Genomic DNA, 15,433 nt, shown 5'->3' with positions numbered 1-15,433 from the left:
GCGCTATGCCGGCTCGGTCACGACCGCTCTCTGCAGCCTGGCCAGTTCGGCGTAAGGAATGTGGCAGCGGATCGAATGGCCGGGCTGGGCCTCGCCGAGTGGCGGCTCCTGCTGTTCGCAGATCGGGCCGATCTTGCGCGGGCAGCGCGTGTGGAACACGCAGCCCGAAGGCGGATTGGTGGCGCTGGGGATTTCGCCGTCGAGACGAATGCGTGCCGTCTCGGTCTGGTCGAGTTTGGGCACCGCCGACAAAAGCGCCTCGGTATAGGGGTGATGCGGTCCGGAAAAGACGTCTTCCGATGGCCCAAGTTCCATGATGCGGCCGAGATAGAGCACGGCGATCTTGTCGGAGAGGTAACGCACCACGGCAAGGTCGTGCGAGATGAAGATGTAGCTGACGTCTTCCTTCGACTGCAGGTCGGCGAGCAGATTGAGGATGGCAGCCTGCACCGAAACGTCGAGCGCCGAGGTCGGTTCGTCGCAGACGACGATGCGCGGGTCGCCGGCGAAGGCGCGCGCGATGGCGACGCGCTGCTTCAGGCCGCCGGAGAGCTGGCGTGGCTTGACCGCAAGATGGCGGTCGGTGAGCCGGACCGAGCGGACAAGGTCATTGAGGCGCGACTCCAGCGCCTTGCCGGAGAGGCCGGCCAGCCGCTTCAGCGCCCGGCCGATCAGGTGGCGGATCGAATGCGAGCGGTTGAGTGCGGAGTCCGGATTCTGGAAGACGATCTGCATCGCCTTGATCTGATCGTCGCTGCGGTTCTCCAGCCTGGGCGCCAGCGCCTTGCCCTCGAGTTCGATGGTGCCGCCGTCATCGGGCGGCACCAAGCCGAGCAGCAGCCTGGCGAAGGTCGTCTTGCCGCTGCCGGACTCACCGACCAGCCCGAGCGTCTCGCCGGGTCGCAAATCGAGCGAGACATCCTTGACGGCGCGCAGTGCATGGCCATGGCTGGCATAGGTCTTGTTCAGCCCGGCGACGCGCAGCACCGGTGCGGCTGCCGCCTTTGGGACAGGCGCCACATCGCTCGGTGTCTCGCGCGGCAGCGCCTGCGCCTTGTCGTGATGGAAGCAGCGCGACAGCCGGCCGCCCAGATCGTAGAGCGGTGGCAATTCGCTGCGGCAGCGATCGTCGGCGAGCGCGCAGCGATCGGCGAAGGCGCAGCCCTTGATGTCGGCCCCGATGCCGGGCAGGAAACCCGGAATGGTGTCGAGCCGGCCCTGATCCTTGCGTTGGCCCCCGCGCGGCAGGCAACGCAGCAGGGCGACCGTGTAGGGATGGCGCGGATCGTTAAACACGACCTCCGTCGGCCCTTCCTCGACCAGCATGCCGGCATAGAGCACGCCGACCCGGTCGCACATGTTGGAAACGACGGCGAGGTTGTGGCTGATGAACAGGATAGAGGCCGACAGTTCCTGCCTGAGCTGTGCGATCAGGTCGAGCACTTCGGCCTCCACCGTCGCATCGAGGCCGGTGGTCGGCTCGTCGAGGATCAGCATCGACGGATCGTTGGCCAGCGCCATGGCAATCGCCACGCGTTGCTGCATGCCGCCGGAAAGCTGGTGCGGGTAGCGCTGCATGACGCTGACGGGGTCGGAGATGCGCACGCGGTTCAGCATCGCAATCGCCCGGTCGGTTGCCGCTCGTCCCGAAACGCCGCCGAGTTCAAAAATCTCGGTCAGCTGACGGCCGACGCGGATCGATGGGTTCAGCGCCTTGCCTGGGTCCTGATAGACCATGGAGACGCTTTCCGCGCGCGCCCGCCTGAGCGCTTCGGCGTCAAGTTTCATCACGTTCTGGCCGTCGAGCGAGATCGCGCCGCCGGTGATCGAGCCATTTCTCGGCAGATAGCGCACGACGGTGAGCGCCACTGTCGACTTGCCGCAACCGGATTCGCCGACCAGCCCATAGGCTTCGCCCTGGCCGATGGTGAGGCTGAGGTTGCGTAGCACGGCGCGATTGCGGCCGGCGACGCGGTAGGCAACCGAAAGATCGGTGAGTTCGAGTGCGTTTTCGGCCTTGGCGGAGTTAGTCATTGAGCGCTCCGTGAACGCCGTCGGCCGCCAGATTGACGCCGATCACCAGCGAAGCGATGGCGAGCGCATCGAACAGCACCGTCCACCAGAAGCCGCCGCCGATCATGCCGTAATTGTTGGAGATCGAGAGCCCCCAGTCGGGTGAGGGCGGCTGGATGCCGAAACCCATGAAGGAGAGCGTGGCGACCGCGAAAATGGCGTAGCCGAGCCGCACGGTGGTTTCGACCAGGATCGGCGGGATGACGTTGGGCAGGATCTCGACGAACATCGTATGCAGTGCACTTTCATGCCGAAGCTGTGCGGCGGCGACATAGTCGAGTTCGCGCTCGGCCAGCACCGCCGAGCGCACGGTGCGCGCAATGATCGGCGCGAAGCTGAGACCGATGACGACGATGACCGTGGTTTTGGAGGTGCCGAGCGCGACGATGGCCAGCAGCGCGACGATGACCACCGGGATCGCCATGAAGGCTTCCAGGATGCGGCTGACGACATCGTCGACGAGACCGCGAAAATAGCCGGTAAGGAGGCCGAGCCCCGTGCCGGCCACTGTCGCCAGCAAGGTTGCCAGCGGTGCGACGGTCAGGATGTCGCGCGAACCGACGATGACGCGCGAGAAGACGTCGCGGCCGATCTGGTCGGTGCCGAACCAGTGTTCGGAAGAGGGCGGCGCCAGCGCGTTGATGATGTCGTCGGCAAGCGGATCGTAAGGTGCGAAATGCTCGCCCAACAGCGCACAGGCAACCCAGAACAGCACGATGGCGAAACCGACAAGGAATGTGCGCGAGCGCAGCAGCGAGAAAAAGACCTCCGCCAGCGGGCCGCGCCGGCGCGTGTCGTCTGGTGTCGGAGAGCTGGTTTGGACGGCGCTCATTGATCTGACCCCAGACGGATACGCGGATTGAGCACGGAATAGAGGAAGTCGGCGACAAGGGTGGCCAAGGCATAGACAATGCCGATGGTGAGGATGCCCGACTCCAGCATCGGGAAATCCTTGCCGCGCGCGGCGGTGAAGATCAGCGACCCGATGCCCTGGTAGCGAAACAGCGTTTCGATGACGACAAGGCCGCCGATGAGGTAGCCGGTCTGCGTCGCGATGACGGTGATGGTCGGCAGCAGCGCATTGCGCAGCACATGCCGCCAGATCACCGTGCGCCAGGGCAGGCCCTTCAGCACGGCCGTTCGCGTGTAGTCGGAATCGAGCGCCTCGATCATGCCGGAGCGTGCCATGCGGGCGATGTAGCCGAACAGCACCAGGAACAGCGGCAGCGAGGGCAGGATCAGGTAATAGAGCTGCGTGAAGAAGCCGGCGTCGCGCGGCCATGCGGCCGATATCGGCAGCCAGCGCAGCCAGACACCAAAGATCAGGATCAGGATGATGCCGGTGACGAATTCCGGCAGCACCGTCACCGACAGGCCGCCGAGACTGATGATGCGGTCGAGCGGGCGGTTGAGGTTGAATGCGGCGACGACGCCGCCGAGGATGCCGATCGGCACCACCAGCACGAAGGCGACCGCCGCCAGCTTCATCGAATTGCCGAGCGCATCGATGACGAAAGGCGCGACCGGCGAGCGGAAGATGTAGGACGTACCCATGTCGCCCTGGACGAAGTTGGAGATCCAGCTCCAGTATTGCGTTAGCAGCGGGCGATCGACGCCGAGCGTGTGATTGAGCGCGTCGACCGCGCGCTGGTCGGCGAACGGGCCCAATATGGCGCGCCCGACATTGCCGGGCAGCACCTGGCCGCCCAGGAACACCATGATGCTGAGCAGGAACAGCGTGACGAGCGACAGCGAGACACGCCGGACAAGGAAGGAGAGAATGGCTAGGACTCCTTGTGGAGCCAGCCCCCATGCGGGAGCTGGCTGTTAGAGGATTGGCTTTCCCTTCCGTTCAGGCCTTCGATGCCTTGTCGAGGAACAGCTGCGACATGGCGGTCGGCTGCACGCCGGCCACACCCTTCGCCGTCGCCGTGAGATAGTCGTAGAAATAGCCGAAGATGACAGGCGTTTCCTCGAGCAGCAGCTTCTGGATCTTGCCGGCGTCGGCCTTCTGTGCCTCGAGGTCGAGGGCTGCGATGTAGCTGGTCGCCAGCGCGTCATAGTCCTTGTTCTTGAAGTGTGCCGCGTTCCAGGTGCCTTCACTCTTCAGCGGTGCCGCGAGATAGACGTTCGGCACGCCGCGGTGACCATAGTCGGTGATGCCCATCACCGAATCCAGCCAGTTCGACTTGCCGAACACCGCGTCTCCGTAATAGCCGCTTTGGTCGAGGATGTTGAGGTCGAGTTGGACACCGATCTCCTTGACCCAGTTTTGGATTAGCTGGGCGTATTCGGGGATTTCCAGGTAGCGTTCGGTGGTCAGGGTTATCTTGAAGCCCTGGCCAAGGCCGGCTGCTTCCATAAGCTGCTTGGCCTGGGCGATATCCTGCTTGCGTTGCGGCACGCTCGTATCGGTCGAAGGATAGACGGCGGCGAACGGGCTGTCATTGCCTAGAGCGGAGCGTCCCTTCATCAGGCCGGCGGCCAGCTTGTCGCGATCGAGGCAGAGCGCAATGGCACGGCGCACGCGCGCATCCTTCAACGGACCCTCGTCGCAGCGCATGTGCAGTTGCTGATGGGCCGACGACTTCAGGCTGATGATGTCGACGTTCGGATCGTTGAGCAGAGCGACGCCGGCCAGCACGGGCATCTGGTTGATGATGTCGACCTGTCCGCCCTGCAGCGCCAGGATCTGCGGCTGCATATCGGTGAAGAAGGTGAATTCGGTGCGTTCCGGCAGTGCCTTCGGACCCCAATAGTCTTCGTTGCGGACGAAGGAGGCGCCGACCTTTGCCGTGTATTTCTCTATTCTGAACGGCCCGGTGCCGTCGAAGCTCTTCTCGTAGTCGCCCTTGTAACTCGCCGGGATGATGACGGCGTTGTAGTTGTCGGACGACAGCATGTAGGGGAAGTTGCCGTTCGGCGCATCGAGGTGGAATTCCACCGTGTAGTCGTCGACCTTCTTGGAGGCGCCCTTCTGCAGGATGCCGGTGAACACCGACAGCGCATTGGACGAATTGGCCGGATCGGCAAGGCGGTCGATGCTGGCCACGACGTCGTCGGCCTTCATCTCCCCGCCGCTGTGGAATTTTACGCCCTTGCGCAGCTTGAAGGTCCACACCGTGCCATTGTCGTTCGGCTTCCAGCTCTCGGCCAGCGCCGGTTGCAGCACCAGGTCGGGACCGTCGACACAAAGGAATTCCGCAACCTGCTGCATCACCAGCAGGCCGCCGGCGTCCGCAATGGTGACCGGGTCGATCGTTGCCGCCGGCACGCTGCTGGCGACACGGATGGTGGCGCCGGGTGCGCCCTGGGCGCGCGCCAGCGACGGCATGCCGCCAAGGCCGGCGGCCATGCCGATGCGGCCCAGCAGCGGCAGCGACAGGCCGAGCAGGCTGCCGTGACGGACGAAGTCGCGGCGGCTGACACGACCGTCGACAAGGCCGTCGATCAGGTGATTTTCAAGCGGCGTGCGATTGCGCCGGATCAGGTCGAGAATGCTGTAGTTCTTGCTCATGGGTTTTTACCCTTTCCCCTATTCTTATGGTTGACGAAATTTCGTGGATTGCTCCATTTTTCGGCCGCCAGAGAGGTCTGTCGACCGAAACTTTAGCATGCGGTTTTGTCCGGTCCATCCAGTCGTGACGTGGACGTGCCGGATTCCTGGCTGCACTGCTGCCGCCGTCTAGTTCAGCGGCAAACGGCGATAGGTTCCGGGCTTTGCCGGGTCATGATACTTGTTGCACGGTCCTTTCTCGGTAAAGTCTCTGTGACAGGCAGCGAGGTTCTCGCGCGACAAGGTGACGCCGAGACCGGGACCTTCCGGAACGCGCACGAAATTGTTCCTTGGCGAAAACGGCCCTTCCTCGGTGACATCCATCGGCAGCATGCGAAACAGCGACTGGTTCGGCTCCCTGATCCAACCAAGTGCCGCGCACAGGTGCAGATAGGCGGCACTGCCGATGCCGCTGTCGCCGCTGTAGCACCAGAAATCGATGCCGGCGTGCTCGCAGGCGCCAACGAAGCGCAGCAGCCGGCCGATGCCGCCATGCGTTGTCGGGTTGCCGACGAACGCGTCCGGAACCTTGGTTTCCATGGCGCGCGCAATGTCGATGTTGTGGGTCGAGAACGGGATCGAGCAATGGCGCCGCAATTCGCGCATCTCCTCGATGGTCGCCACCGGATCCTCCCAGTTGCGCACGCCCAACTCTTCCAGCGGGCGCGCCAGCCGCCGCGCGGTGCTGAGCGAATAAGCCTGGTTGGAATCGATACGGATCATCGCGTCGTCGCCGAGTTTCTTGCGGATCAGCTCGACCATCCTGAGCGAGACTTTCGGATCTTCGGTCGAGAACTTGCCTTCGAAGAAGGTCGTTCCATGCGTCTCGTGCAATTCGACGCAATAGTCGGCGACTTCCTCGGGCGTCGTCTCGCCCTTCACCTTTGGCCCGTCACCGCGCAGCGAAAAATAGTCGGTGAACGGGATGTCCTTGCGCACGGCGCCGCCAAGCAACTGGTAGAGCGGCTGGTTCCACGCCTTGCCGCGCAGGTCCCACAAAGCCATCTCGATGGCGCCGAAAGCCATGATGCGGGTGCGGTCGTTGATCGACTGCACGCCGGTCCAGAAGGGCAGGCAGACATGCTCGGCGCCGGCGATGTCGAAGGCATCGCGCCCGACCAGACGCTGGCCAAGGATATCATTGATGATCGCCGCCGCCGCCGGGGTCGGCGCCTCGCCAAGGCCGATCAAGCCATCCTCGGTCTCGACCTCGACAATGGTGGGCGAAAATCCGTCGAGCTCGCCGAACACCCAGGCATAGGGCGCCTCGAGGCGCAAATTGATCGGCGTGGCTTTGATGCTGCGGATCTTCATCTCAGCGGCCGACCTCGAAGAAGGGCTTCCCGAGCAAATCGGGAACGACATCGATGCCAAGGCCGGGGCCATCTGGAACGCCCATGCGGCTGCCGGTGACCGGGGGCATGTTCGACGCCGTGCGCACCGTCACCCATTCATGGAAGGCGATGGCATGCAGCCGGCGCTCTTCCGGCGTCGACAGCGACAGATGCGCCATCGCCGCGGTGTCGATCTCGGCGCCGCCCGTGTCCTCGACCGTGATCATGAAGCCGAGGTCGACGGCAACGTCGCGGATCTGGCGCGTCTTCGTCACCCCGCCAAGGCGCGAGATCTTCAGGGTCAGCCCGTCGGCCGCGCCCAGGCGATGGATTTCCAGCATCGCCTCGAGCGAGGTGACGGATTCGTCGAGCACCATCGGCTTGTCGAGCATGCGGCGCACCGACATGTTTTCATCGATCGTGGTGCAGGGCTGCTCTAACGTGTAGTCGATGCTGCGCGTCGCGTCGGCGAACTGGCGAGCCTGATAGGGCGTCCAGCCGGCATTGGCGTCGCAGAAGATGACCGTGCCTTTCGGCACCGAGGCTGCGACCGCGGTGACACGCTCGATGTCGTCATGGACATTGCCGCCGACCTTGACCTGCAGCCGGTGGAAGCCGTCCTTGACGATGCGCTTGGCCAGCGCGGCCATGGCGTCGACGCTGCCGTGCGTGACGACCTTGTAGAGTTCTGCGGTGTCGCTTTCCTTGCCGCCGAGCAGCGTGACCAGCGGCACGTCGGCGGCGCGCGCCGCCAGATCCCAGCAGGCCATGTCGAGCGCCGACTTGATGTAGGGATGACCCTTGAACACCGTGTCCATCAGCCGCCCGATGCTGGCCAGCCCGCGCGGATCGCGGCCGATCAGATGCGGCGCGATCTCGACCACGCCGGCGCGAACGCCGGCGGGGAAGGCGGCCGAGTAAAAATTGCCGAGCGGCGCCATCTCGCCCCAGCCGGTGATGCCGCTGTCTGATGCAATGGACACGATCACCGCGTCGAAAGCGTCGGCCTCGCGCCCCTTCGACATGCGGTATGGCCCGTCCACGAAGGGCTGCACGACATGGTAGGCCTTGATGGTTTCGATCTGCACGTGTCTTGTCCGCTGTCTGTGATGGTGGGGAACGGGTCAGGCGCCCCTCGACGGGCGTTGTTCGAGGCCGCGCGCGTAGGCAAGCAACTCCTCGAAATCGAGATCGATGTGCTCCCTGGCATGGCGCTGGGCTGCACGCATGTCCTTGCCCTTCAGCAACCGCACATAGGTTTCGTGAACGTCTTCGGCCGGCACCGGCTCATTGCGGGCATGCTGGTGGAGCGCAAAATACATCTGCAGCCGGCTGGTCAGCCGTTGCCAGGTTTCCAGCAGCACCGAATTGTCGGCCCATTCGTAGATCAGCCCATGCAGTTGCAGCGCTGTTTCGATTTGGCGTGTCGTGTCCAACGCGCGGGTCGCCTGCTTCACGGCTTCGTGGCGCCGGTCGAGCTCGTCGAAAAAGCGCTGGTCGCGCAGCGGCCACGCCCGCTCGATGGCCAGCTCGTCCATCACCTTGTTGAACGAATAGGCATCGTCGATGTCCTTGGCTGTGACCTCGATGACGAAGGTGCCGGCATAGGGGATGCTGGTCAGGATGCCTTCCTGGACCAGTTCGCGCATTGCCTCGCGCAACGGCGCGCGGCTGACCCGCATCTGTTCGGAAATCCGCAGCTCGTTGAGCTTCTGGCCGGGTGCGAGCTGCCCGGTCAGGATCGCGCGCCGCAACAGCGCGACGATCTCGGCGCGTCGCGTCGTGTCCGCAATCGGACTGAAATCCGCTTTCGCCATTCGGCCACTCCCAGGGAAATCGAAAGCAAGACAAGCAGATTGTCGACAATCTAACAAGAGGTCATCTTCGGATTCTTGGGGGCCGTTGGCATGTCGGCCTTTCGGTCTCAGGCGGCACGGCCGTAGAAGCCGACCCGCTCCTCGGGGCTGAACATCACGCCGGGCTTTTCATAGTAGGAAAACACCGCGATCATGCGCTCGCGCTCGCCTTCGACCGTGGTGACGCGATGCGCGGTGTTTTTGCCGCGGAAGACATTCAGCGTGCCGGGCTTCATGCGCAGGATCTTTGCATCGGGGTCGCGCCCGTCCAGCAGCCTTGCGACGCCGTCATAGTTGGGATTGCCGTCAGATCGCAGATCGGTGCGGTATTCGAGGTCGCCGCCGTATTCCGCTGCCTGCAGCAGCAGCGTCGTCGTGAATTCGGAACGATCGAAATGCCAGTTCAAAGCCTCGCCGGCGCGATAGGCCATGACATTGGTTCGCGCCAGCGGATCCTGCATGACATGCAGCCTGGTCTTGCCCATCGTCGCTGCCAGGAAGCGCAGTAGCGGTTCGTATTCGTAGATGGCGAGCACGACACTGCCAGGAATCTGGTCGGCACAGACGGTGTGGCTGATGGTCTCCACCTTGCGCAGCGCCGGATGGTCGGGTGCAAGCTCGGGGATTTCAGGCTTGAAGTAGATGTTGTGCATCCGCTTGTGCACATGCGAGCGCGCGGCCATCACCGGCTGGATTTCGCGCACGGCTTGTTCCGCCACGCCGGGGCGCAAAAACCCTTCCAGATTGAACATGCCGTCGGCTTCGAGCGCGGCGACGGATTGTTCGACAAGGCGCTGCCATTCAGCGCTGCCTTCGCGGTCGAGCGGATAGCGGTCGAGATCGAGGATGTCTTTCATCGTCATGGCTCCGAAGGTTTCGAGCCTATGAGACGGCAAAAAATCTTTCTCTCAACGTCGAAAATAATTAAGATTGAGCAAGAAAAACTTATGGATCTGTTGTGGAACGGTTGCCGCCGCTGAATGCGATCAAGGCTTTTGAAGTTGCCGCCCGTGCCGGCAGCTTCACCTTGGCCGCTTCTGAACTCGGCGTGTCCTCTGCAGCGGTCAGCCAGCAGATACGCAATCTTGAGAACTGGTTCGGCAAGCAATTGTTCGTGCGCACCGGCAACCGCATCGCGCTCACCGATGCCGGCCACGCCATCTATCCACAGACGGCGAAGGCGCTAGGAGACATCGCCGCCATAGGCCAGCGCATGCTGGAGGGCGGGATGCGGACGCGCCTGGTCGTCAGCGTGCCGTTCTCGCTGGCCGAACTGTGGCTGGCGCCGAGGCTGGCGGTACTTCTCGATGCCTTTCCGCAGATGGCGATCGACGTTCGGGTCGAGGACGATCCGGTCGACCTGATGCGCCAGAACATCGACCTGCGCATCAGCTATGGCGATTATCACTATCCCGGATTGAAACTCGTCCGTCTCGTCCATGACGACGTCCTGCCTGTCTGCGCACCGGAATTCTGGCACCGGCACGGCAATGGCGATACCAGTCTGGCGGATTTGCACGAGAGCCAGTTCATCCACACCAATTGGGGGCCGAACTATGCCTCGCACCCGACCTGGGCTGACTGGTTTGCGGCCTCCGGCGGCAGCCGCTCACCCAACCCGTCGCACGGGCGGCGCGTCGGCCTGTCCAGCCTTGCGATCGCCTCGGCAAGGCTGGGCCTGGGCATCGCGCTTGGCCAGCGGGTCATGGCGCGCGCCGATCTGGCGGCCGGTCGGCTGATTGCGCTCTCCTCCGTCTCGGTGCGCCTCGGGCATCCCTACTGTGCATTCATGCCGCCGGCCAAGGCCGACCGCGCCGATGTTGCCGGTCTGGTGGAACTGCTCAGTCGAGCGGCGCCCGCGACCTGTGGGAAGGTCGGGGCGCCGCGCTGAAGCCGGGTCCTGACGGGGGTGTTCAGGTGGCCGGCTTTTCCGGTATCGGCGATACAGGCGCTCCGGGTCCGATCTTCTGCAGATTGCCCGTGATCACCTGGTCGCCCTCGGCGACGCCGCTGAGGATGGCGACCTGACCGCCGCTCGTCGGTCCGAGCGAAACCAGCCGCTGGTCGACCGTGTTGTCCTTGCCGACGACATAGAGATATTTGCCGAGCTGGCTCGAGCCCAGCGCCGTCTGCGGCACCATCAGCGCGTCGGCCTGCTCTCTCACATGCAGCCGGACACGAACATATTGGCCGGGCAGCAGCGTGAACTTGCCGTTACCGATCGTTGCGCGCGCCGTGATCGTGCCGGTCGAGCGGTCGACCGAATTGTCGATGAAGGTAAGCTCGCCCTTCTGGCTGGCCTCGGTCTGGCCGGGGAGCAGCACCTCCACTTCGATCGGGCCGTTCGCACGGGCTTGCTCGATCTCGGCCAGATCCGTCTCGCTCGGGTTGAAGGTGACGTAGATCGGATCGAGTTGCACCAGCGTGTTGAGCACGGTGCCGGCAACGCTGACCAGCGTTCCGACCGAAGCCTGGTTGCGGCCGAGACGCCCGGCAAACGGCGCCCGGATTTCGGCGTAGCTCAGATTGAGCTCTGCCGTGCGGACCGCCGCTTGGTTGACCGCCAGCGACGCCTGTGCCTCGCGCAAGGTGCTGGTGCGCTGGTCGAAGCCGTCCTTGGCGAGGTAGCCGCTCTTGGCGAGCTCGGTGCCGCGACCGAGGTTGGAGCGGGCATAGTCGAGCGTCGCCGTATCGCGCTGCACTTGCGCCTTGGCCTGGTCGAGAGCCGCCTGGAAGTCGTCAGGCGAGATTTTGTAGAGAAGGTCGCCTTGCCGGACGTCGACGCCGTCGGCTGCGGTCTGCTCCTGCAGATAGCCCGGAATCCTGGCCTGCAAGGTGATGCTGCGGATCGGTTCCGTCCGCGCGGCATAGTCCAGGTAGATCGGGATCGTCTTCTTGACGACACTAACCACCGGCACCGGCATGACGAATGCCGCCGGAGCAGGCGTCGCCGCGGCCGTGCCGGCATTGAGGCTGAGGTTGCCCATGTCGAGCAGGTGGACGCTGGCCACCGAGATCGCTCCCAGCGCGACGGCCGTTCCCAACGCGATTTTCCATTTACGCATGATCAGTCTCCAATCTTATTCGGCCGCTTCCGCCAGGGGGCGCAAGGCGGGCTCAGTCGTTGGTTCATTGTCTTGAGAGGCGGGCTCGTCATTGCCGCGGCGTTCGCGCAGCTGTTCGATGACCGCGTAGAACACCGGCACGAACACCAGCGACAGGATGGTCGCCGCGACCATGCCGCCGAACACGGTGGTGCCGATCGACTGCCGGCTTGCCGCACCGGCGCCGGTCGCAAACATCAGCGGCAGCACGCCGAGGATGAAGGCGAAGGCCGTCATCAGGATCGGCCGCAGCCTGAGCCGTGCCGCCTCCATCGCCGCGTCGACGATGCTGAGGCCTTCTTCGCGCCGTCGCCTTGCGAACTCGACGATCAGGATCGCGTTCTTGGCCGCCAGGCCGATCAGCATGACGAAGCCTATCTGCGAGTAGACGTCGATCTGCATGCCACGCAGCAACAGGGCCACGAAGGCGCCGAACAGGGCCAGTGGCACCGCCAACAGCACCATGAACGGCATCGCCCAGCTCTCATACTGCATCGCCAGGATCAGGAAGACGAAGACGATGGCGAGGCCGAAGACGACGGACGCGATCGATCCTGCCTTGAGCTCCTGGAAGGTGATGCCGGTCCATTCGAAACCGAAATCCCTTGGCAGCGCAATGGCGGCGGCCCGTTCCATCGCGGCAACCGCCTGGCCCGAGGAAAAGCCGGGTGCGGCACCGCCATTGATCGAGGCCGAGGCATTGTTGTTGTAATGCGGCACGGTCTCCGGGCCGACGAAGGGCACGAGTTTGCCCAGCGTCGAGAGCGGCACCATGCCGCCGGAGGCATTGCGCACATAGAGCCGCGAAATGTCGGCGGCACCCGCACGTGCATCCTTGTCGGCCTGGATGGTCACCCGGAAGGTGCGGCCGAACAGGTTGAAGTCGTTGACGTAGAGCGAGCCGAGATAGATCTGCAGCGTGTTGAAGACATCGGGCAGATTGAGGCCGAGCAGCTTGGCCTTGCTGCGGTCGAGGTCGTAGTTGAACTGCGGCGTCGAGGTCGAGAATGGCGAGAACAGCTGCTGCGGGTTGATTTCCGGCTGCTTGCGCGCCTCGGCGATCACGGCTTGCGTCGCATCGTTGAGGGCTGAACTGCCGCGGCCGGTCAAATCCTCGACGACGAATTCGAAGCCGCCTGTGGTGCCGATACCCGGGATAGAGGGCGGATCGAAGCTCAGCGCGAAAGCTTCAGGGATCTGCATCAGCTTGCCGCGCACATCGGCGACGAGCTTCGACGCGCTCTGGTCGGGGCCGCGCTCCTCCCACGGCTTCAGGATGGCGAATTCGACCGCCGAATTCGACTGCGCCGCACTGGTCAGGAAATTCAGGCCGCTGATCGAGCCGACAATCTCGACGCCGGGCGTCGCCTGCAGGATGTCGCGCGCCTTCTGCGCCACCGCGTCGGTGCGTTCCAGCGACGCGCCGTCGGGCAACTGGATGACGACGAAGAAATAGCCCTGGTCCTCGACCGGAAGGAAGGTCGAGGGCAGGCGCTGCCAGACGAAGTAGGTGGCGACCAGGCCGGCCGCGAACAGGCCGAGCATGATCCAGCGCAAGCGGATGAGAATGCGTACGCCATTGGCGTAGGCGTGCGACAGCCTGTCGAAGCCGGTGTTGAACCAGCGGAACGGAGCGAACTGCGTCTCGCCGCGATGCCGCAGGAAGGCCGCGCTGAGCGCGGGACTGAGCGTCAGCGAGTTGAAGGCCGAGATGCCGACGGAAATCGCCACCGTCAGCGCGAACTGGTTGTAGAGCTTGCCGGAGACGCCGGGAATGAAGGCGACCGGCACGAACACCGCCATCAGCACCGCGGTGGTGGCGATGATCGGTCCGGTGACCTCGCGCATTGCGGCCTTGGTCGCCGCAAGCGGCTTGAGTCCGGCCTCCAGCTGTCGTTCGACATTCTCAACCACGACGATGGCGTCGTCGACGACGAGGCCGATCGCCAGCACCATGCCGAGCAGGGAGAGCATGTTGAGCGAGAAGCCGAGCATCTCCATGACGACCAGCGTCGCCACCAGCGACACCGGAATGGCAATGGTCGGGATGATCGTCGTGCGCCAGCTTTGCAGGAAGAGGAACACCACGGCGACGACCAGCACCAGCGCTTCGCCGAGCGTGATCAGCACGTCATGCATCGACGCCGAGACGAAGCGCGTCGTGTCGTAGTGCATTGCATAGGACACGCCCTTCGGGAAGCGGCCCGACAGCTCCTGCATCTTGTCCTTGACGCGCTGCTGCAGATCGAGCGCGTTGGAGCCGGGCATCTGGTAGACGGCGAGCACCACGGTCGGGTCCTTGCCGAAGAAGGCCGACGACGAATATTGCAGTGCGCCGAGCTCGACGCGGGCGACGTCGCGCAGCCTGACCAGCGAGCCGGTGTCGGTGTTGGCGCGCACGACGATGTCGCCGAATTCCTTTGGATCGCTCAACCGGCCGACGGCGTTGACCTGCATCTCGAAGGCGGTGCCGGCGGGTGCCGGCGATTGGCCGATCTTGCCGGCCGCCACCTGGACATTCTGCTCGGCGATGGCGTTCTGCACATCGACCGCGGTGATGCCGAGATTGGCGAGCTTGTCGGGATCGAGCCAGACGCGCATCGAATAGCGCCGCTCGCCGAAGATCTGCACATCGCCGACGCCGGGCAGGCGCTTCAGCGGATCGACCACCTGCAGATAGGCAAGGTTGCTCAGCGCCACCGGATCGACCGAACTGTCGGGCGAAGTCAGGTTGACGATGAGGACGAAGTTCGGGTTCTGCTTCTTGATCGTCACGCCGCCCTGGTTGACGATCGCCGGCAGCGACGAGGCGGCCTGCGAGACGCGGTTCTGCACGTCGACGGCGGCGGTGCTCAGCGAATAGCCGACATCGAAGGTGATGGTGATGGTCGAGGAGCCGTCATTGGAGCTCGTCGACGACATGTAGGTCATCCCCTGCACGCCGTTGATCTGCTGCTCCAGCGGCGTTGTCACCGTATCGGCCACCACTTGCGCGCTGGCGCCTGGATAGTGGGCGCTGACCACGACCTGCGGCGGTGTGATGTCGGGAAATTGCGAGACGGGCAGCAGGAAGTAACAAATCGACCCGGCGAGCACCATGATGATGGCGATCGCCGAGGCGAAGATCGGACGGTGGATGAAAAAGTTTACCACGAGACGCAAGCCTCCCCGGCTGCTCTTGCCCGCCCGAAGGCGCTGGCGACGCTGGACAGTCTTTGACCGCGCTTGTCACCGAGGTCGTCCCGCGAATGCAGCAACGGCACCTCGTTGCGCTGCGCATCGGCAAGCGAGCGCAGCATCGTCTCGAAGGCGCGCGGGTCGACGCCATCGGCTCTCATGACCAGCCGGATCATCGGATCCCGGACGGCTTCATCTATGGTAAGATCGCGGCGCTGTGGCATTGGCCGGCTCCTTGTCTGTCGATTCGCAGCACATGCTCGCGAACCGTTTTCATCTTTTCACCGGCCGAGGCCGCATGATTGGCAGTTTCTTGTCCCTCTCGTCGGCAGG

The 15,433-nt window shown here is 64.0% G+C and carries 12 protein-coding genes; 1 reads left to right on the top strand and 11 read right to left on the bottom strand.

Going from position 1 to position 15,433, the window contains the following annotated elements:
• Nucleotides 1–3: 3 nt before the first annotated feature.
• The 8 genes from AC0L2U_RS23840 to AC0L2U_RS23805 all read right to left on the bottom strand — a co-directional run bounded on the left by AC0L2U_RS23840 (nucleotide 4) and on the right by AC0L2U_RS23805 (nucleotide 9,676).
• Entirely contained in the window at nucleotides 4–2,034 is a 2,031-nt protein-coding gene (locus AC0L2U_RS23840; protein WP_292134406.1) for a dipeptide ABC transporter ATP-binding protein, read from the bottom strand.
• Nucleotides 2,027–2,905, bottom strand: coding sequence for an ABC transporter permease (locus AC0L2U_RS23835; RefSeq protein ID WP_128288795.1), 879 nt, complete (start codon nucleotides 2,903–2,905; stop codon nucleotides 2,027–2,029). Before AC0L2U_RS23835 ends, AC0L2U_RS23840 begins: the two co-directional genes overlap by 8 nt.
• Nucleotides 2,902–3,855 (bottom strand): ABC transporter permease, encoded by a 954-nt coding sequence (locus AC0L2U_RS23830; protein ID WP_127811047.1) that lies wholly within the window; start codon nucleotides 3,853–3,855, stop codon nucleotides 2,902–2,904. The genes AC0L2U_RS23835 and AC0L2U_RS23830 overlap by 4 nt, the downstream gene beginning before the upstream one ends.
• A 70-nt stretch (nucleotides 3,856–3,925) precedes the next feature.
• Nucleotides 3,926–5,590, bottom strand: coding sequence for an ABC transporter substrate-binding protein (locus tag AC0L2U_RS23825; protein ID WP_128288796.1), 1,665 nt, complete (start codon nucleotides 5,588–5,590; stop codon nucleotides 3,926–3,928).
• Nucleotides 5,591–5,758: 168 nt separating this feature from the next.
• The gene (locus AC0L2U_RS23820; protein WP_128288797.1) at nucleotides 5,759–6,943 is read right to left on the bottom strand and encodes a mandelate racemase/muconate lactonizing enzyme family protein; all 1,185 of its coding nucleotides are present in this window, start codon (nucleotides 6,941–6,943) and stop codon (nucleotides 5,759–5,761) included.
• 1 nt (nucleotide 6,944) lies between these two features.
• On the bottom strand, nucleotides 6,945–8,051 hold the full coding sequence (locus tag AC0L2U_RS23815) for a mandelate racemase/muconate lactonizing enzyme family protein (protein ID WP_473602743.1): 1,107 nt from the start codon (nucleotides 8,049–8,051) through the stop codon (nucleotides 6,945–6,947).
• Between the two features lie 36 nt (nucleotides 8,052–8,087).
• Nucleotides 8,088–8,780 carry a GntR family transcriptional regulator gene (locus tag AC0L2U_RS23810; protein WP_023808713.1) on the bottom strand — a complete coding sequence of 231 codons (693 nt, stop codon included), beginning with the start codon at nucleotides 8,778–8,780 and terminating at the stop codon, nucleotides 8,088–8,090.
• A gap of 107 nt (nucleotides 8,781–8,887) precedes the next feature.
• Nucleotides 8,888–9,676 (bottom strand): HalD/BesD family halogenase, encoded by a 789-nt coding sequence (locus AC0L2U_RS23805; RefSeq protein ID WP_127398067.1) that lies wholly within the window; start codon nucleotides 9,674–9,676, stop codon nucleotides 8,888–8,890.
• A gap of 101 nt (nucleotides 9,677–9,777) precedes the next feature.
• Between AC0L2U_RS23805 and AC0L2U_RS23800 the strand changes: the two genes are divergently transcribed.
• A complete protein-coding gene (locus AC0L2U_RS23800; RefSeq protein ID WP_127811042.1) occupies nucleotides 9,778–10,710 on the top strand; it encodes a LysR substrate-binding domain-containing protein in 933 nt (310 codons plus the stop codon).
• 22 nt (nucleotides 10,711–10,732) lie between these two features.
• Here the strand turns inward: AC0L2U_RS23800 and AC0L2U_RS23795 are convergent, their stop codons facing one another.
• The 3 genes from AC0L2U_RS23795 to AC0L2U_RS23785 are packed head-to-tail and all read right to left on the bottom strand — an operon-like array spanning nucleotide 10,733 to nucleotide 15,324.
• Nucleotides 10,733–11,884 (bottom strand): efflux RND transporter periplasmic adaptor subunit, encoded by a 1,152-nt coding sequence (locus tag AC0L2U_RS23795; protein ID WP_127320305.1) that lies wholly within the window; start codon nucleotides 11,882–11,884, stop codon nucleotides 10,733–10,735.
• 15 nt (nucleotides 11,885–11,899) lie between these two features.
• Nucleotides 11,900–15,076, bottom strand: coding sequence for an efflux RND transporter permease subunit (locus AC0L2U_RS23790; RefSeq protein WP_473602742.1), 3,177 nt, complete (start codon nucleotides 15,074–15,076; stop codon nucleotides 11,900–11,902).
• A complete protein-coding gene (locus AC0L2U_RS23785) occupies nucleotides 15,070–15,324 on the bottom strand; it encodes a hypothetical protein (protein ID WP_127270242.1) in 255 nt (84 codons plus the stop codon). The genes AC0L2U_RS23790 and AC0L2U_RS23785 overlap by 7 nt, the downstream gene beginning before the upstream one ends.
• Between the last annotated feature and the right edge of the window lie 109 nt (nucleotides 15,325–15,433).

The organism is Mesorhizobium sp. WSM4808 (assembly GCF_055811675.1).
Note: the sequence above shows the minus strand (reverse complement) of the source record. Positions and strands in the feature narration are given on the sequence as shown.